Raw genomic sequence first — 16,940 nt, 5'->3', positions numbered from 1 at the left:
CTACGCCTTCTGGGCGGTCAGCTTCAGGAACTTCTGCTGCAGCTGATCCTTGTCCTCGGCATGGTCCGGGTTGGGGATGATGCAATCCACCGGGCACACCTCGATGCACTGCGGCGTGTCGTAGTGGCCGACGCACTCGGTGCACTTGCCCGGGTCGATCTGGTAAATCTCCTCGCCCTGCGAAATCGCGCCGTTGGGGCACTCTGGCTCGCACACGTCGCAGTTGATGCATTCGTCGGTAATCATCAAGGCCATCTTGCTTTCCTCACTTGCTTGAAATTCTCTGACGCAGCCGCTCGAGCACCTTCGGCTGCACGAACTTGCTCACGTCGCCGCCCAGCACGGCAATCTCCCGCACCATCGTGGCGGAAATGAACTGGTACTTTTCGGCCGGCGTCAGGAACACCGTCTCGACGTCCGGGTTCAGGCTGCGGTTCATGCCGGCCATCTGGAATTCGTACTCGAAGTCGGACACCGCGCGCAGGCCCCGCAGGATGATGCGCGCATCCTGCTGCCGCAGGAAATCCATCAGCAGACCGTCGAAACCCTCGACGCGGACGTTCGGATAGGCCGCCAGCGTCTCGCGCGCGATGTCGACGCGCTCTTCCAAAGTGAAGAACGGCCGCTTGGAGCGGCTGTCCGCCACCGCTACCACCACCTCGCCGAACAGGCGCGAAGCGCGCCGCACGAGATCCTCGTGGCCGAGAGTCAGCGGGTCGAAAGTGCCGGGGTAGATTGCCACTCCGTCGCTCATGCCGTTTTCGCCTCCAGCAGATGGTAATAAACCTGGCCCGAGCGTCCGCTGCGAGCGGTTTCCCAGGCGCCGATGCGCTCGATGGGATGCTCGGCTTCCGCATAAATGCGCGCATCGGGTGCCAGCACGCCGGGCAGCCGGAGTTCGACGCGCTCGATCCAGCCTTGATGATAGGGGGGGTCGAGAAACAGCAGGTCGTAGCACCGGGATGCGCGGGGGAGGAATTTTAACGCATCCGCACGGATCAACTCCAGCCGATTCGTGCCGAAGACGGCGGCATTATCCTGCAGCGTGGCGAAGGTGCGCGGATCGCGCTCGACCAGGGTGACATGTGCGGCGCCGCGGGAAGCGGCCTCGAAGCCGAGCACCCCGCTGCCGGCGAAGAGGTCCAGGCAGGCCAGTCCGGTGAGATCCTGCCCCAGCCAGTTGAACAGCGTCTCGCGCACGGCGTCCGGCGTCGGCCGCAAACCGGGGGCATCATGAAAGCTGACGAAGCGGCGCCTCCATTCGCCGCCGACAATGCGCACGCGGGACAAGGCCATCAGTCTCCGGCAACGATCACCGTGACGAAATGCTCCGGCTTCACGTGCCGCGCGAAGGCCGCGCGGATGTCGGCGACGGTCACCGCCTCCACCTTGCGCGGGAAGTCGTCGAGATAGCTGAGCGGCAGGCCGTAGAAACCGACCATCGACAGATACTCGAGCAGCTTGCGGTTGCTGTCGATGCGCAGTGGAAAACCATCGGCCAGGTTGCGCCGCGCCGCCCTGAGTTCCTCCTCGCTCGGCCCATGGGCGAGGAATGCGGACAGCACGTCCTCGACCACCTTGAGTGCTTCGCTTGCCTGCTCGCGCTTGGTCTGCAGGCCGACCTGAAAGGGGCCGGGCTGCTTCTGCGGCTGGAAGTAGCTGTACACGCTGTAGGCATAGCCGCGTTTCTCGCGGACCTCCTTCATCAGGCGCGAAACGAAGCCGCCCCCGCCGAGGATGTAGTTGCCGACGAAGAGGGGAATGTGGTCCGGATCGCCGCGGCGCACGGCGGGCAGGCCGAGAAGAATGTGCGCCTGCGTCGCCGGATGATCGATGCGTACGGTGTTGCGCGCCGGCAGCGCCGTCTCCGGCAGACTGACTTCCGCCGGCGCGTCCGGCAGGCTTGTCGTCAGGCGCTGTGCGATCGCTTCGGCCTCGGCACGCGAGAGGTCGCCGATGATGGAGACGACGGCGCGCCGCGCGCCGTAATGTCCACGGTAGAAGGCCATCACGTCCTCGCGGGTGATCCTTTCGACGCTCTCGACGGTGGCGGAGCGGCCGTAAGGATGCGCCGGGTAGAGGGCGGCGGAAAAGCGCTTGGCGGCGATGCTGGCCGGGCGCGTGTCGGCTTCGCGGATGCCGGCGACGGTGCGCGCCTTTTCGCGCTCGAGCGCGGCGGCGGGGAAGGCCGGCTGCTGCAGCACCAGCCGCATCAGATCCAGCGCCGCCTCGCGCTCGCGCGGCGAGGAGAGGGAACGCAGGGAGACGCTGGCGCGATCCTGGTCGGCGCCGCCTCCCAGCCGCGCGCCGATGTCGGCGAGCCGGTCGGCGATCTTTTCCTCGTCGAGCGCACCGGCGCCCATGTCAAGCAGGCCGCGCGTGAGGCCGGCGAGGCCGGTCTTGTCCGCCGGGGCATAGGCGCCTCCGGCGGCGAAGTCGACCTGCACGTCGATGATCGGCACGACACGGCTTTCGATGAAGAGCACGCGCGCACCGGAGGGAGCGGTCCATTGCTCGATGCGAGGGCCTGCCTGGGCCAGGGTTGCGGCCGTGGTCAGCAGGACAAACAGCAGGAATCTTTCCATGGCGCTATCTTTCAATGCCGTAGTGAGGAGACTGACTTTTGCGCCGCTCCCTCGGGCAGCGGCTGCGGATCGAGCACGGCCACGGTCAGCCTGGCATCGTCGAAGTATTTCTTCGCCACCGCCTGCACCTCCTCGGCGGTCACGCTGCGGATTTTTTCCAGCAGGGTGTCGATGTCGCGCCAGCGCACCCCGGCAGCCTCGAGGCGGCCGATCTCCATCGCCTGCGCCATCATCGAGTCGCGCTTGTAGACCTGCGCGGCGATGGTCTGCGTCTTGACGCGTTCGAGCTCCTCGGGGCTGACCCCCTCGTTCGCCACGCGGGCTATCTCGGCGCGCAGCGCCGCTTCCAGGTCGGCTACGGTCTTGCCCTCGGCCGGCGTGCCGGCGACGCTGAACAGCGCCTCGCCGCGCACGGTGGCATCGTAGCCGGCGCCGGCCGAAACGGCCATTCGCGTGCCGCGCACCAGATTGCGGGGGAAGCGCGCGCCCTCGTGCCCGTCGAGCACGCCGGCGAGCACTTCCAGGGCATAAGGTTCGCGCTCCGTCTGCAGGTCGCGCAGCGCCGGCACTTTCCAGGCCATCGACAGATAGGGCAGCTTGGCCGGTGCCTTGACGACCAGGCGCTTGACGCCAATCTGAGGAGGCTCCGCCTGCGGCTTGCGGCCCGGCAGGGCGCGGCGCGGGATATTGCCGTAATGCTTCTCGGCCAGCCGGAACACCTCGTCCTTGTTCACGTCGCCGACGACGATCACATAGGCGTTGTTCGGCGCATACCAGCGGCGGTACCAGTCGCGCGCATCCGCCGCGGTCATGTTCTCCAGATCGTTCATCCAGCCGATGATCGGCCGGCGGTAGGGATGCGCCTGGAAGGCGGCCGCCATCTGCTTCTCGTGCACCAGGGCCTGCGGGTTGTCCTCGGTGCGCAGGCGACGTTCCTCCATGACAACCTTGATTTCCTGCTCGAATTCCTTCGCATCCAGGACCAGGTTGGCCATGCGGTCGGCCTCCAGGGCCATCATGTCGCCGAGCCGCCTGGCCGGCACCTGCTGGAAATAGGCGGTGTAGTCGAGGCTGGTAAAGGCGTTGTCGCGGCCGCCGGCGGCGGCGACGCGCTTATTGAACTCGCCCGGCTTGAGGTTCTTCGTTCCCTTGAACATCATATGCTCGAGGACATGGGCGACCCCGGACGTGCCATCCACCTCGTCCATGCTGCCGGCGCGATACCAGACCATGTGCACCGCCGTCGGCGCACGGCGATCCTCCTGGACGATGACGCGCAGGCCGTTGGCCAGCGTCTTTTCGTAGGGGTCGGCCTGCGCCGCGGCGGCGGCCAGAGACAGCGCCGCCAAAACAAATAGCCTGATCTTCATGGGGTCATTCGCGCTTCTGATAAAATTCGTATTGTCATTTTCGCACGGGTAACGAGCCCGCGTCCGGTCTGACCGCCGCATCTATGTTTGGTTTCCTGAAGAAGTCCGATGCTCCCGCCGAACCGCGGCCCTCGTGGACCGAGCGCCTGAAGGCCGGCCTCTCGCGCACCCGTGCCCAGCTCGGCGGCCTGTTCGGCCGGCGCATCGACGACGAGATGCTGGAGGAACTGGAAACCACGCTGCTCATGGCCGATGTCGGCGTCGAAGCGACGCAATACCTGCTCGATGAACTGAAAACCGCCGTCCGCCGCGACAAGCTGGAAACCGGCGAGCAATTGCGGCGGGCGCTGGGCGATATCCTGCTGAAACTGATCGCGCCGCTGGAGCAGCCGCTCGACGTCTCCGCCCACAAACCCTTCATCATCATGATCGCCGGCGTGAACGGCTCGGGCAAGACCACCTCCATCGGCAAGCTGGCGAAGCATTTCCAGGCGCAGGGCAAATCGGTCCTGCTGGCCGCCGGCGACACCTTCCGCGCCGCCGCGCGCGAGCAGCTGGCCATCTGGGGCGAGCGCAACGACGTGATGGTCATCGCGCAGGAATCGGGCGACCCGGCCGCCGTCATCTTCGATGCCGTGACTGCCGCCAAGGCGCGCGGCATCGACGTGGTGCTGGCCGACACCGCAGGACGCCTGCCGACCCAGCTGCACCTGATGGAGGAAATCGCCAAGGTCAGGCGCGTCATCGGCAAGGCCGATGCGACGGCGCCGCACGAGGTGCTGCTGGTGCTCGACGCCAACATCGGCCAGAACGCGCTGGCCCAGGTCAAGGCCTTCGATGCGGCCATCGGCGTCACCGGCCTTGTGCTCACCAAGCTGGACGGCACCGCCAAGGGCGGCGTCATCGCCGCCATTGCGCGCCAGCAGCCCGCCGGCCACCCCATCGCGCTGCGCTATATCGGCGTCGGCGAGGGCATCGACGACCTGCAGCCTTTCTCGGCGCACGAATTTGTCGGCGCGCTATTCGAGAAGGCATGATCAGGTTCGAACAAGTCAGCAAGCGCTATCCCGGCGGCATCGCCGCCCTGGCGGAACTGACTTTCGCCGTCGAGTCCGGCGAGATGGTCATCCTCTCCGGCCATTCCGGCGCCGGCAAGAGCACCTTGCTCAAGCTGATTCCCGCCATCGAGCGGCCGACGCAGGGGGCGGTCGTCGTGAACGGCCAGAACGTCGCCGCCCTGAAGCGCGCCGCCGTCCCCTTCCTGCGCCGGAACATCGGCATGGTCTTCCAGGACCAGAAGCTGCTCTACGACCGCAGCGTCTTCGACAACGTCATGCTGCCGCTGGCCATCGCCGGGGTGGCCACGCGCGACGCCGGCCGCCGTGTGCGCGCCGCCCTCGACAAGGTCGGCCTGCTCGAGCGGGAAAAGGCCATGCCGGTGGCGCTCTCCGGGGGCGAACAGCAGCGCCTGGCCATCGCCCGCGCAGTGGTGGCGCGCCCTTCGATCCTCATCGCCGACGAGCCGACGGCCCATCTCGACGACGACACGGCACGCGACATCGCCACGACGTTTCATGCCTTCAACCAGGTCGGCGTCACCGTGCTGGTGGCCACCCACCATGAGTCGCTGTTCACGCCCTTCATGACGCGCCGCATCACCTTGGCACACGGGAGGCTCCTGCCATGAAGGGCTGGCTGCTGCACCATCGCCAGGCCGCCGCACAGGCGCTGCGCCGCCTGGCGGCCACGCCCCTCAATACCCTGCTCGGCGCACTGGTGCTGGGCATCGCACTGGCCCTGCCTGCCGGCGGCGAGATGATGCTCGCCAATTTCCAGCGACTGGCACAGCGGATCGCCGCCACCCCTCAGATTTCGGTATTCATGGCCCTCGATGCCGGAAAGAAGGATGTCGCCGAAGTCGAATCGCTGCTGAGAAAGCACCCGCAGACGCAAAAGGTGCGCCTGGTGCCGCGCGAGGAGACGCTGCGCCGGCTCAAGGAAAGCGAAGGGCTCGGCGAGGTCATCGAGAGCCTGCCGCGCAACCCCTTCCCCGATGCCTTCGTCGTCGTGCCGAGCGACGAGGCGCCCGACGCCCTCGAAGCGATGCGCGCCGAGTTCGTGAAATACCCCAGGGTCGAGCACGTGCAGCTCGATTCGGCCTGGGTGAAGAAACTCGATGCCTTCCTGCGACTGACACGCCTGACGGTCACCCTGCTGGCGGCCGTGCTCGGCGTGGCGCTGGTTGCCGTCACCTTCAACACCATCCGCCTGCAGATCCTCACGCAGGGAGCGGAAATCGAGGTGAGCCGGCTGCTGGGCGCCACCGACGCCTTCATCCGGCGGCCGTTCTACTATTTCGGCGCCCTGCAGGGCCTGGCGGGTGGCCTGGTCGCCTGGGGAGCCGTACTCGTCGCCACCTTGCTGCTGCGCGGGCCGGTCGCCGACCTGGCCGACCTGTATGGCGTCGAGTTTGCACTGCACATCCTGCCCCTGCCCGATTCGGTCCTCCTCTTCGGCCTGGCCGCCCTGCTCGGCTGGGCCGGTGCCTGGCTTTCGCTTTCCCGCCATCTATGGGACTGATTTATAAAACAACAGGTTAGAAACAACCCACAGGGGGAACTTCCCCCTCGCTTAGCACTCTATGTGATGGAGTGCTAAAATGATTACAGGAGGTTGAATCCTATGACGCATGTCCTGAATCTGCCCGCTGTACCCGTTGCCGTCGGCAATCTGGAAAGTTATATCCAGGCTGCCAATCGCTTTCCTCTTCTCAGTGAAGCGGAAGAATTGGATCTGGCGCGGCGATTCCGCCGGGATGGCGACATCGAGGCGGCGCGTGGATTGGTGCTTTCGCATCTTCGCCTGGTGGTTTCGGTGGCACGCGGCTATCTGGGCTATGGCCTGCCGCATGCCGACCTGATCCAGGAAGGCAACGTGGGCCTGATGAAAGCAGTCAAGCGCTACGATCCCGAGCGAGGCGTGCGGCTGGTTTCTTTCGCCATCCACTGGATCAAGGCCGAAATCCACGAATACATCCTGCGCAACTGGCGGCTGGTGAAAATCGCCACGACCAAGGCGCAACGGAAGCTGTTTTTCAACCTGCGCAGCCTCAAGCAGGGCCTCAACACCATGAGCGGCGAAGAGGTCGGCGCCATGGCGAGGCAGCTCGGCGTGAAACCGGAGGAGGTGCGCGAGATGGAAATGCGCCTGACCGGCCGCGACATCGCCATGGAGGGCAGCGCCGAGGATGATGACGAGGCGTTCGCGCCGATCGCCTATCTGGCCGATCCGGCCGAGGAGCCTTCCGAGGCGCTGGCGAACCGCGAGATGGAACGCCTGCAGGACGAAGGGCTGAAGCACGCCCTGTCGCAACTGGACGAGCGCAGCCGGCGCATCATCGAGCGTCGCTGGCTGGCTGAAGGCGAGGCGGCGACCCTGCATGAACTGGCCGGCGAGTACGGCGTTTCCGCCGAGCGCATCCGCCAGATCGAAGCGAAAGCCATGCAAAAGATGAAGGGCATGCTGGCGCACGCTGCCTGATCCTGCGAGGCTGAAAAACCAAAGGCCGCTGCGGAATCCGCAGCGGCCTTTCTGTTTCTGGGATACGCCTACTTCCCGGCTATCAGGAGCTTGAGGTCCTTGGCGATCACCTCGGGTTTTTCGCCATGCTTGATGTAAAGGCGCAACCGGCCCTGGGGATCGTAGACATAGCTGCCGGCCGAATGGTCCACCGTGTAGGTCGTCGGCGTGCTGCCCGGCTGCTTTTTGTAGAAGACGCGGAACGCCTGGGCGGTTTTCGCGATGGTCTGCGCATCCGCATAGAGCCCAAGGAAGCTCGGGTTGAAAACGGGCACGTATTGCGCCAGCAATTCCTGTGTGTCGCGCTCGGGGTCGACCGTGACGAAGAGCACCTGCACCTTGGCGGCATCCGCACCGATCAGTTTCATGGCCTCGGCCATGCCGGTCATGGTCGTCGGGCAGACATCCGGACATTGCGTGTAGCCGAAGAAGATCACCACCGCCTTGCCGCGGAAATCGGCCATCGTGCGCGGCTTTCCGGTGTGGTCGGTCAGCGCGAAGTCCCGCGCATAATCCGCTTCGCTGATATCGGTATTGCCGAATTGCGGCTGGCTGTCGCAGCCGGCCAGCAACAGGGCCAGCGTGAGAAAAAGCAGTCGAAGCATCAGAACTTGAAGTAGTGATCCACCAGCAGGGCGGCGAACAGCGCCGCCAGATACCAGATGGAGTAGCGGAAGGTCTTGTGCGCCAGCTTGTCGCTGTAGGCCCGGAACATGCCGATCGCATAGGCGAGGAACACTCCGCTCAGCACCACGGCGCAGGCAAGATAGATGAGGCCGCTCATGCCGATCATGTAGGGCATGAGCGTGACGCCGAACAGCAGGATGGTGTAGAGCAGGATCTGCAGGCGGGTGTATTCCGGCCCGTGCGTCACCGGCAGCATCGGCATGCCGACCTTGGCGTATTCCTTCGTGCGGTAGAGCGCCAGCGACCAGAAATGCGGCGGCGTCCAGACGAAGATGATGAGGAAGAGCAGCAGGGCTTCGGAGGTCACCTCGCCCGTCACGGCAGCCCAGCCCAGTATCGGCGGCATGGCGCCGGATGCGCCGCCGATCACGATGTTCTGCGGCGTCGCCGGCTTCAGAAAGATGGTGTAGATGATGGCGTAACCGACGAAGGTCGCCAGGGTCAGCCACATGGTCAGCGGATTGACGAACCAGTACAGCAGGGACAGGCCGATGCCGCCGATCACGCCGGAAAACAGCAGCGTCTGCCGGGAATTGACCTCGCCGCGCGGCAGCGGGCGGCCGCGCGTGCGCGCCATGACGGCGTCGATTTTCTGTTCGATCAGGCAGTTCACCGCTGCTGCCGCACCGGCGATCAGGGCTATGCCGGTGGTGGCCGCCACGAGAACCACGGGAGGCACGGCGCCCGGCACCGCGAGGAACATGCCGATGACCGCGCAGAACACGATGAGGGAAACCACCCGGGGCTTGGTCAACTGGAAATACTGGTACAAGCGGTACCCCAGAGTTTGTTCGGGAGAGGGTAAAGCCTTCATGCAAGCCCCTGGCTGGCGGTTGGCCGCCGGTTCAAAGGTCGGAATTTACCACGGCGGGCCCCGGGAATAAACCTTGTTTGGACAAGGTTTAACGCTCTCAACATTTAGCCCGCACCAATGCGGGATGGGCGCAACAGGCGCTGCAGATCCTTGATCATGCGGGTCGGATCCGGTTTTTCCGGAAAGCGCATCATCAGATTCCCCTGCGGGTCGACCACATAGAGATGGGCGGCGCGATCGACCGGCGCCGGAAAAGCGGCCAGCACCTCGCTTCCCGCCGCGCGAACCACCAGGGTGCCCTCGTACTCCGCCAGCAGGTCGGGGGCCGGACGGCTTTCGTCCGACACCAGCCAGACACGCTCCAGGCGCACCATGTCCTTGCCCTGCGCCAGCCGGATCTGGCGCATGGCATACAGTTTTTCCCGGCAGCGCGCCTCGCAGTTGCCGGAATCGATCTGCAGCAACAGCCACTTGCCCTTCATTTGCTCAAAGCGGAACTCTCCGCCGGGCAACAGGGGCAGCGGCTGCGCCGGCAGGGGAGCCGGCTGCAACAAGTCCCCGTGGTTCATGCGGGCTGCCGGCGGCGAGAGATAGTAGAAAAACAGCGCGGCCACGATCGGAAAGGCGCTCACCAGCCCGACGCCGAGCACGATGAGCTTCTGCTTATGCTTCATGTTTCCTGCGCTCCACTGAAAAAACGACGGCTGCAGCCGCAGCAGCGGCGGCCGCCAGATACCATACCAGGGCGAATCCCCAATGCTTCAGGGCGCCGCTGTCCGCCGGCAGCCAATCCCGTACGAGTCCGTCACCTGCCGCGTCGGTTTGCAACAAGACGACCGGTTGCAATTCCAATCCTGACCATGCCCGGAAGCGCTCCAGCGACAGATGCTGCCAGACCACGCCCTGGGCACGATCAGGTGCCAGCTCGAATGTTTTCTCCAACGGGAGCCGCGCGATTCCCTTCACCTCCACCGGCGTTTCCGGCAGCACAGGCAATCGCGGCAGTTCGCTACGCAAGCGGGGCGCGGCCACCCAGCCGCGGTTCACCAGGATTCCGATGTGTGCGCCCTCGATGCGCAAGGGTGTGACGACATGGTAGCCGGCAATTCCGTTATGCGTCCTGTTGTCGATGAGGACGGTCTTCTCGCTCACCCAGTGGCCGCGCGCAGCGACCGGCTGTCGGTCGAGCAAGGCAGCATCGATCGGCGACGTGGCGATCTGAATCGGCGCACGATGACGGGCGCTCTCGATCCGGTCGAAGGCGCCCTGCTTCTGCTCCGCACGGCCGCGCTGGAGATTGCCGATCATGACGGCTGCAACAGAAAAAGCCAGCGCGGCAAGCAGGGGAACGAAACGGAAGGCAAGGCGGATTTTCAAGCGTGGCGCCTGTGGCGGGAGGAGAAGTGATAGGCTAGACCGTCCCGAAGGATATTCCAAACATGCGCATCGTCGTCATCGTATTCCTCGTCGCCATCGTCGCCAGCCTGGCCTCCGCACTGGTGTTTCTGTTTCGTGACCAGGGCCGCGACCGCACGCGCATGGTCAAGGCGCTCGCCGTGCGCGTCGGGTTGTCCATCCTGCTTTTCGTTCTGCTTGTCGCAGGCTACTATTCCGGCCTGATCACCGGCAAGCTCTAAAAAATACGCCGCACGGCGTGCGGCGCATTTCGTCACTGCGGGCGGCACCTCCGCCCGACGATTCGCTATAGCCAATACACCACGACGAAGAGGAACAGCCAGACCACGTCGACGAAGTGCCAGTACCACGCCACCGCCTCGAAGGCGAAGTGATGATCCGGCTTGAAATGGCCGGCCATGACGCGGAAGAAGATCACCAGCAGCATGGTTGCGCCGATGGTCACGTGCAAGCCGTGGAAACCGGTCAGCATGAAGAAGGTCGAGCCGTAAACGCCGGTGGTCAGCTTCAGGTTCAGTTCCTGATAGGCATGAACGTACTCATAGACCTGCAGGCTGAGGAAGATCAGGCCGAGGGCGATGGTGAGCATCAGGCCGAGCTTCAGTTGCCCGCGCTTGCCGGCGACCAGACCCCAGTGCGCCCAGGTCAGGGTGGCCCCGGAGGACAGCAGCAGCAGGGTGTTGATGAGCGGAATGCCCATCGCGCCCATCGGCGTGAACTGCTCGGCGAACTTCGGCCCGGCGCTCGGCCAGTCCGCGTTGAAGCCCGGCCACAGGAGCTGCTGCTCGGGGCTCGCCAGATCGGGCACGGAAAGCACGCGGACATAGAACAGGGCGCCGAAGAAGGCGGCGAAGAACATCACTTCCGAGAAGATGAACCAGCTCATGCCCCAGCGGAAGGAGACATCGACCTGCTTGTTGTACCTCCCATGCTCGGATTCATCGATGACCCGGCCGAACCAGCCGAACAGCATGAACAGCAGGACAACGAAACCGGCCAGCACGACATAGGGGCCGAAGGCGATCTTGTTCATCCATAGCACGGCGCCCGAAGCCAGCAGGAACAGGGCGGCTGAACCCACCAGCGGGAAGTGCGACGGCTCCGGAACGAAATAGCGGGATGCCTGCTGATTCATGTCTACCTCCAGATCGTTGTGTTTTTACTTTATGGCGACGAATTGCACAAAGGCCACGATTGCCAGGACGAACACCGCCACCACGATGATGCCGGCGACGATCACCTGGCCCGGGTGCAGCCCTGCGGCATCCTCCTCGTGCATCCGGCGGTGCCGCACGCCGAACAGCGCCGACAGCACCGTCCTCAGCACCTGAAGCGGCCCCGCTCTGCGCGCGCCCATCATGGCTCCGGCATTCATGCGCCCGGCCTGCGCTGCTGTGGCGCGGGCTCGGCCACCGCTCCGGCCACCTCGAAGAAGGTGTACGACAGGGTGATCGTGTTCACATCCGTCGGCAGTGCCGGATCGATGACGAAGACGACGGGCATTTCCCGCGATTCTCCCGGTCCCAGCGTCTGCCGCGCAAAGCAGAAGCACTCCATTTTCTTGAAATGTGCGGCGGCCAGCTGCGGACCGTAGCTGGGGATCGCCTGGCCGGTCACCGGATGGTTGCGCGTGTTGCTGACGCGATAGACGACATGTACCAGTTCGCCCGGATGCACCGAAACGCTGGTCTGGCCCGGCTTGAAGCTCCACGGCAAGCCGTGCAGATTGGCATCGAACTCCACGGTCACCTTGCGGCTGGTATCGATCTGGGTGTTGCGCAGCGCATCGTCCGGGTTGAGCAGGTTGTTGATGCCGGTGACCTCGCAGAACTTCTGGTACAGCGGCACCATGGCATAGCCGAAGCCGAACATGAGCCCGGCCACCGCCAGCAGCCTGACGAGGACGCGCCGGTTGTCGGCGTTCCGGTTCGCGCTCATTTGAACAACCAGTAGCGCAGGACAAAGCCGGCGAACATCGCTGCCGCCACCGCAGCGAGGATCAGCGCCGTCCTGCGGCTTCTCTCGTTCTGCATTGGGCTCACAAGTGGCCTTTCCCCGCGGCCACCACCGGCGGCTCCTCGAAGGTGTGGTAGGGCGCCGGCGAGGGCACCGTCCACTCCAAGCCGGTCGCACCCTCCCAGGGCTTGGCCGCCGCCTTCTCGCCGCCGCGAATGGCCTTCAGCACCACATACAGGAACAGCAGCTGGCTCAGGCCGAAGCCGAATGCGCCGATCGTCGACACCTGGTTGAAGTCGGCGAACTGCAGGGCGTAGTCCGGAATGCGGCGCGGCATGCCGGCCAGACCGAGGAAATGCTGCGGGAAGAAGGCGATGTTGAAGGAGACGATGGACAGCCAGAAGTGCCACTGGCCCAGCGTCTCGTCGTACATGTGGCCGGTCCACTTCGGCAGCCAGTAGTACACCGCCGCAAAGGCCGAGAACAGCGCCCCTGCCACCATCACGTAGTGGAAATGGGCGACCACGTAATAGGTGTCCTGCAGCTGCACGTCGATCGCCGTGTTGGACAGCACCAGGCCGGTGAAGCCGCCGATGGTGAACAGGAAGAGGAAGCCGAGGGCGAACAGCATGGGGGTTTCGAAGGTCATCGACCCCCGCCACATGGTGGCCACCCAGTTGAACACCTTCACGCCGGTCGGCACCGCGATCAGGATGGTGGCGTACATGAAGTAGAGCTGGCCGGCGACCGGCATGCCGACCACGTACATGTGGTGCGCCCAGACGATGAAGGAAATCAGCGCGATCGAGGCGATGGCGTACACCATCGAGGTGTAGCCGAAGATCGGCTTGCGCGCGAAGGCCGGGATGACGTGCGAGACGACGCCGAAGGCCGGCAGGGCGATGATGTACACCTCGGGATGGCCGAAGAACCAAAAGATATGCTGGAACAGCACCGGATCGCCGCCGCCGGCCGCGCTGAAGAAGCTGGTGCCGAAGTGGCGGTCCGTCAGGATCATGGTGACGGCGCCGGCCAGCACCGGCATCACGGCGATCAGCAGGAAGCCGGTGATCAGCCAGGTCCAGCAGAACATCGGCATGCGCATGAGCGTCATGCCGGGCGCGCGCAGGTTGAGGATCGTCGTGACGATGTTGATCGACCCCATGATCGACGACATGCCGAGGATGTGCACCGCGAAGATCGCCATGTCCATGCCGATGCCCATCTGGATGGACAGCGGCGGATAGAGCGTCCAGCCGGTGCCGGCGGCGCCGCCGGGCACGAACATCGAGGCCGTCAGCAGGATGCCGGCTGGCGGCAGCAGCCAGAAGCTCCAGTTGTTCATGCGCGCAAAGGCCATGTCGGGCGCGCCGATCATCATCGGGAGCATCCAGTTGGCGAAGCCGACGAAGGCCGGCATGATCGCGCCGAACACCATGATCAGGCCGTGCAGCGTGATCATCTGGTTGAAGAATTCCGGCTGGACATACTGCAGGCCCGGCTGGAACAGCTCGGCGCGGATGATCAGGGCCATCACCCCGCCGACCATGAACATGGCGAAGCTGAACCACAGGTACATGGTGCCGATGTCCTTGTGGTTGGTGGTGGTGATCCAGCGCATGATCCCCTTCGGATGATGCGAATGACCGTCCCCGTGTGCGTGACCTGCGCCGTGAGCGTGGGTGGCTTCCATCTTGTCTCCTTGTCCGCGAATTCGGTTTATTTGCGCGCCGCCTTGATCTCGGCAGGCTGCACGACGTCGCCGGTCTTGTTGCCCCAGGCGTTGCGCTCGTACGTCACGACGGCCGCGATGTCGCCGTCGCTGAGCTGGCCGCCGTAGGCCGCCATGGCGGTGTTGGGCTTGCCGTGCAGGACGATGTCGATGTGCGCCGCCTTCGGTCCCGTGGCGATCTTCGAGCCGTCGAGCCCCGGGAAGGTGGGCGGCAGACCCTTGCCGTTGGCCTGATGGCAGGCCACGCAGTTGGCTGCGTAAACCTTCTCGCCGCGGCTCTTCAGCTCGTCCAGGGAATAGGTTTTCGCGCCCTCGTCGGCCGCGGCGGCCATCTGCTGCTTCTGCGCCCCGACCCATTGCGTGTATTTCTCGGCCGAGACCACCTCGACCACGATCGGCATGAAGGCGTGGTCCTTGCCGCACAACTCGGCGCACTGGCCGCGGTAGATGCCCTCCTTCTCCGCCTTGAACCAGGTATCGCGCACATAGCCCGGAATGGCATCCTGCTTCACCGCCAGGGCCGGCACCCACCAGGAATGGATCACGTCGGTCGCCGTGGTCAGGACGCGAACCTTCTTGCCGACGGGGACGACGAGATGCCGGTCGACCTCGAGCAGATAATTGCCGCCCTTGGCCGCCGCGCCGCGAATCTGCTCCGGCGGCGTGGACATCAGGCTCATGAAGCGGATGCCCTCGCCCTCGCCCTTGAGGTAATCGTAGCCCCACTTCCACTGGTAACCGGTCGCCTTGATGGTGATGTCGGCCTGGGCGGTATCGCGCATGTTGAGCACGGCCTTGGTGGCGGGCCAGGCCATGCCGATCAGGATCAGCAGGGGAATGACGGTCCAGGCGATCTCGACCAGGGTGTTGTCGTGAAACTGGGCGGCCTGATGGCCCTTCGACTTGCGGTGGGCGAACACCGAATAGAACATCACCGCGAAGACGCCGATGAAAATGACGACGATGATGATCATCATCAGGTCGTGCAGGTCGATCACCGTCTGGGCGGCCTTGGTGGCGGGCGTCTGGAAGTTGAGTTCCCAGGCGGCCAGCGCCATGCCCGACCAGGCCATGAGCGCAAGGCCCGCCAAACGCGACTTAGTCTTGTTATGCATTCCCATCAGCCACTCTCTCCTTGAAGGTTGTTCGTCGCGTTTCGAGCAGACATGGCATGTGCGCCGGCCGGGGAGGACGCCCTGAACGTCGTTCCCATCGGCAGGCACTATCCACTCAGAAATCCCCCGGCGCAGATCGCGCGACCATCATTATTTAGATATAAAGTTTCCAGTACGCTAACACGCGGCCCGGATTCTTTCAAGAAGCATTGATCCAGATCAAAAACACTTAGGGATTGTGGGGATTTAACTCGCCCGGAAAGGCGAGGATGGGGGGGGCTTCGGGCGCGCGCCCTCAGCGGCCGGCGGGACGGCGGTCAGCGGGAAGCGAGGGCTTCGAGCAGCCGGCCATGCACCCCGCAGAAGCCGCCATTGCTCATGACGAGCACATGATCGCCCGCGCGGGCAGCAGCCGAAACCGCCGCGACAAGGGCGTCGATATCCTCAAAGACCTGCGCCCGCTCGCCGAGCGGCTGCAGGGCACCGCGGACATCCCAGCCCAGGCCGGCCGCGTAACAGAACGTCAGTTCGGCCTCGCGCAGGCTGTCCGGCAATTGCGCCTTCATCACGCCCAGTTTCATGGTGTTGGAGCGCGGTTCCAGCACCGCTAGGATGCGTCCGCCAGCGATACGCTGACGCAAGCCGGCGATCGTCGCCGCGATGGCCGTCGGGTGATGCGCGAAATCGTCATAGACCGTCACATTGCCCGATGTGCCACGAACCTCCAGTCGGCGCTTGACGCCACCGAAGCACGCCAGCGCCTCCAGCGCAGCGGCCGGCGGCACGCCGGCATGCCGCGCCGCGGCAACGGCCGCCAGCGCATTCGCCCGGTTGTGGGCGCCGGCCAGCGCCAGACGCAAGCGGCCGACCTCGCCGCCCGCGAAACTCACGATGCAGGAACCGTCCGGGGCCAACTCACCCAGATTCCACCCATCCGCGTTGCCGAACCACTCGACCGGCGTCCAGCAACCGCGCTGGAGAACCCGCTTCAGGCTGGCTTCGGCCGCATTAGCAACGATCAGGCCGGATTTAGGCAGGATCCGCACAAAATGGTGAAATTGCGTCTCGATGGCTGCAAGATCGCTGAAGATGTCTGCGTGATCGAATTCAAGATTATTCAGGATTGCGGTCCGCGCCCCGTAATGAACAAACTTCGAGCGCTTGTCGCTGAAGGCCGTGTCGTATTCGTCCGCCTCGATGACGAAGAAAGGGCTGGAAGTCAGTCGCGCCGACACGCCGAAATCCTGCGGCACGCCGCCGATGAGAAAGCCGGGGTTCATCCCGGCGTGCTCCAGGATCCAGGCCAGCAGCGACGAGGTGGTCGTCTTGCCGTGGGTCCCCGCGACGGCCAGCACCCATTTGTCGCGCAACACATTCGCGGCCAGCCATTGCGGGCCGGACACATAGGCCAGCCCCTTGTCGAGAATCTCCTCCAGCAGCGGATTGCCGCGGGAAATGGCATTGCCGATCACGAACAGGTCGGGCGCCAGTCCGGCCTGCGCCGCGTCGTAGCCCTCGATCAGTTCGATACCCTCCGCCTCGAGCTGTGTGCTCATCGGCGGGTAAACATTGGCATCGCAGCCGGTCACGCGATGGCCGGAAGCCCTGGCCAGCAGAGCGATGCCGCCCATGAAGGTGCCGCAGATGCCGAGGATGTGGATATGCATGGCGATCAAGCTAGAATAG

At 64.7% G+C, this 16,940-nt stretch carries 21 protein-coding genes; 5 read left to right on the top strand and 16 right to left on the bottom strand.

What is annotated here, in order from left to right; all coding sequences use genetic code 11:
- The 5 genes from ROZ00_15670 to ROZ00_15650 are packed head-to-tail and all read right to left on the bottom strand — an operon-like array spanning window position 1 to window position 3,955.
- Window positions 1-255, bottom strand: a complete 255-nt coding sequence (locus ROZ00_15670; GenBank protein ID MDT3737668.1) for a YfhL family 4Fe-4S dicluster ferredoxin — start codon at window positions 253-255, stop codon at window positions 1-3.
- A 10-nt stretch (window positions 256-265) separates the two neighbouring features.
- Entirely contained in the window at window positions 266-754 is a 489-nt protein-coding gene (gene coaD / locus ROZ00_15665; protein ID MDT3737667.1) for a pantetheine-phosphate adenylyltransferase, read from the bottom strand.
- Window positions 751-1,296 carry a 16S rRNA (guanine(966)-N(2))-methyltransferase RsmD gene (rsmD, locus tag ROZ00_15660; GenBank protein MDT3737666.1) on the bottom strand — a complete coding sequence of 182 codons (546 nt, stop codon included), beginning with the start codon at window positions 1,294-1,296 and terminating at the stop codon, window positions 751-753. Before rsmD ends, coaD begins: the two co-directional genes overlap by 4 nt.
- On the bottom strand, window positions 1,296-2,585 hold the full coding sequence (locus tag ROZ00_15655) for a pitrilysin family protein (GenBank protein ID MDT3737665.1): 1,290 nt from the start codon (window positions 2,583-2,585) through the stop codon (window positions 1,296-1,298). Before ROZ00_15655 ends, rsmD begins: the two co-directional genes overlap by 1 nt.
- A gap of 11 nt (window positions 2,586-2,596) precedes the next feature.
- Window positions 2,597-3,955 (bottom strand): pitrilysin family protein, encoded by a 1,359-nt coding sequence (locus ROZ00_15650; GenBank protein MDT3737664.1) that lies wholly within the window; start codon window positions 3,953-3,955, stop codon window positions 2,597-2,599.
- A gap of 83 nt (window positions 3,956-4,038) precedes the next feature.
- Here ROZ00_15650 and ftsY point away from each other — a divergent pair, with 83 nt between their 5' ends.
- The 4 genes from ftsY (at window position 4,039) to rpoH (ending at window position 7,495) form a co-directional block, all read left to right on the top strand.
- Window positions 4,039-4,992 carry a signal recognition particle-docking protein FtsY gene (ftsY, locus tag ROZ00_15645; protein MDT3737663.1) on the top strand — a complete coding sequence of 318 codons (954 nt, stop codon included), beginning with the start codon at window positions 4,039-4,041 and terminating at the stop codon, window positions 4,990-4,992.
- Complete coding sequence (locus ROZ00_15640; protein ID MDT3737662.1) at window positions 4,989-5,642, top strand: ATP-binding cassette domain-containing protein; 654 nt, start codon at window positions 4,989-4,991, stop codon at window positions 5,640-5,642. The genes ftsY and ROZ00_15640 overlap by 4 nt, the downstream gene beginning before the upstream one ends.
- Entirely contained in the window at window positions 5,639-6,535 is an 897-nt protein-coding gene (gene ftsX, locus ROZ00_15635; protein MDT3737661.1) for a permease-like cell division protein FtsX, read from the top strand. Before ROZ00_15640 ends, ftsX begins: the two co-directional genes overlap by 4 nt.
- Window positions 6,536-6,637: 102 nt before the next feature.
- The gene (rpoH, locus tag ROZ00_15630) at window positions 6,638-7,495 is read left to right on the top strand and encodes an RNA polymerase sigma factor RpoH (protein MDT3737660.1); all 858 of its coding nucleotides are present in this window, start codon (window positions 6,638-6,640) and stop codon (window positions 7,493-7,495) included.
- A 68-nt stretch (window positions 7,496-7,563) separates the two neighbouring features.
- Here the strand turns inward: rpoH and ROZ00_15625 are convergent, their stop codons facing one another.
- From ROZ00_15625 to ROZ00_15610, 4 genes are all read right to left on the bottom strand, one after another.
- Window positions 7,564-8,139: an SCO family protein gene (locus tag ROZ00_15625; protein MDT3737659.1), complete on the bottom strand. Its 576-nt coding sequence runs from the start codon at window positions 8,137-8,139 to the stop codon at window positions 7,564-7,566.
- Complete coding sequence (cyoE, locus tag ROZ00_15620; GenBank protein MDT3737658.1) at window positions 8,139-9,035, bottom strand: heme o synthase; 897 nt, start codon at window positions 9,033-9,035, stop codon at window positions 8,139-8,141. Before cyoE ends, ROZ00_15625 begins: the two co-directional genes overlap by 1 nt.
- 104 nt (window positions 9,036-9,139) lie before the next feature.
- Complete coding sequence (locus ROZ00_15615; protein MDT3737657.1) at window positions 9,140-9,709, bottom strand: hypothetical protein; 570 nt, start codon at window positions 9,707-9,709, stop codon at window positions 9,140-9,142.
- Window positions 9,699-10,412 (bottom strand): SURF1 family protein, encoded by a 714-nt coding sequence (locus ROZ00_15610; GenBank protein ID MDT3737656.1) that lies wholly within the window; start codon window positions 10,410-10,412, stop codon window positions 9,699-9,701. The genes ROZ00_15615 and ROZ00_15610 overlap by 11 nt, the downstream gene beginning before the upstream one ends.
- 62 nt (window positions 10,413-10,474) lie before the next feature.
- Between ROZ00_15610 and ROZ00_15605 the strand changes: the two genes are divergently transcribed.
- Window positions 10,475-10,672: a twin transmembrane helix small protein gene (locus tag ROZ00_15605; protein MDT3737655.1), complete on the top strand. Its 198-nt coding sequence runs from the start codon at window positions 10,475-10,477 to the stop codon at window positions 10,670-10,672.
- Window positions 10,673-10,737: 65 nt separating this feature from the next.
- Here ROZ00_15605 and ROZ00_15600 read toward each other — a convergent pair whose 3' ends face one another.
- The 7 genes from ROZ00_15600 to mpl form a co-directional block, all read right to left on the bottom strand.
- Window positions 10,738-11,586: a cytochrome c oxidase subunit 3 gene (locus ROZ00_15600; GenBank protein ID MDT3737654.1), complete on the bottom strand. Its 849-nt coding sequence runs from the start codon at window positions 11,584-11,586 to the stop codon at window positions 10,738-10,740.
- Window positions 11,587-11,610: 24 nt separating this feature from the next.
- Window positions 11,611-11,826, bottom strand: coding sequence for a DUF2970 domain-containing protein (locus ROZ00_15595; GenBank protein ID MDT3737653.1), 216 nt, complete (start codon window positions 11,824-11,826; stop codon window positions 11,611-11,613).
- Window positions 11,823-12,389 carry a cytochrome c oxidase assembly protein gene (locus ROZ00_15590; GenBank protein MDT3737652.1) on the bottom strand — a complete coding sequence of 189 codons (567 nt, stop codon included), beginning with the start codon at window positions 12,387-12,389 and terminating at the stop codon, window positions 11,823-11,825. The genes ROZ00_15595 and ROZ00_15590 overlap by 4 nt, the downstream gene beginning before the upstream one ends.
- Window positions 12,386-12,484, bottom strand: coding sequence for a cytochrome oxidase small assembly protein (locus ROZ00_15585; protein ID MDT3737651.1), 99 nt, complete (start codon window positions 12,482-12,484; stop codon window positions 12,386-12,388). Before ROZ00_15585 ends, ROZ00_15590 begins: the two co-directional genes overlap by 4 nt.
- A 5-nt stretch (window positions 12,485-12,489) precedes the next feature.
- Entirely contained in the window at window positions 12,490-14,028 is a 1,539-nt protein-coding gene (gene ctaD / locus ROZ00_15580) for a cytochrome c oxidase subunit I (GenBank protein MDT3737650.1), read from the bottom strand.
- A 98-nt stretch (window positions 14,029-14,126) separates the two neighbouring features.
- On the bottom strand, window positions 14,127-15,254 hold the full coding sequence (coxB, locus tag ROZ00_15575; protein MDT3737649.1) for a cytochrome c oxidase subunit II: 1,128 nt from the start codon (window positions 15,252-15,254) through the stop codon (window positions 14,127-14,129).
- A gap of 317 nt (window positions 15,255-15,571) precedes the next feature.
- The gene (gene mpl, locus ROZ00_15570) at window positions 15,572-16,921 is read right to left on the bottom strand and encodes a UDP-N-acetylmuramate:L-alanyl-gamma-D-glutamyl-meso-diaminopimelate ligase (protein MDT3737648.1); all 1,350 of its coding nucleotides are present in this window, start codon (window positions 16,919-16,921) and stop codon (window positions 15,572-15,574) included.
- Window positions 16,922-16,940 lie beyond the last annotated feature (19 nt).

Source organism: Denitratisoma sp. (assembly GCA_032027165.1).
Lineage (GTDB): Bacteria > Pseudomonadota > Gammaproteobacteria > Burkholderiales > Rhodocyclaceae > Desulfobacillus.
This window is presented reverse-complemented; position numbering and strand designations above follow the sequence as displayed.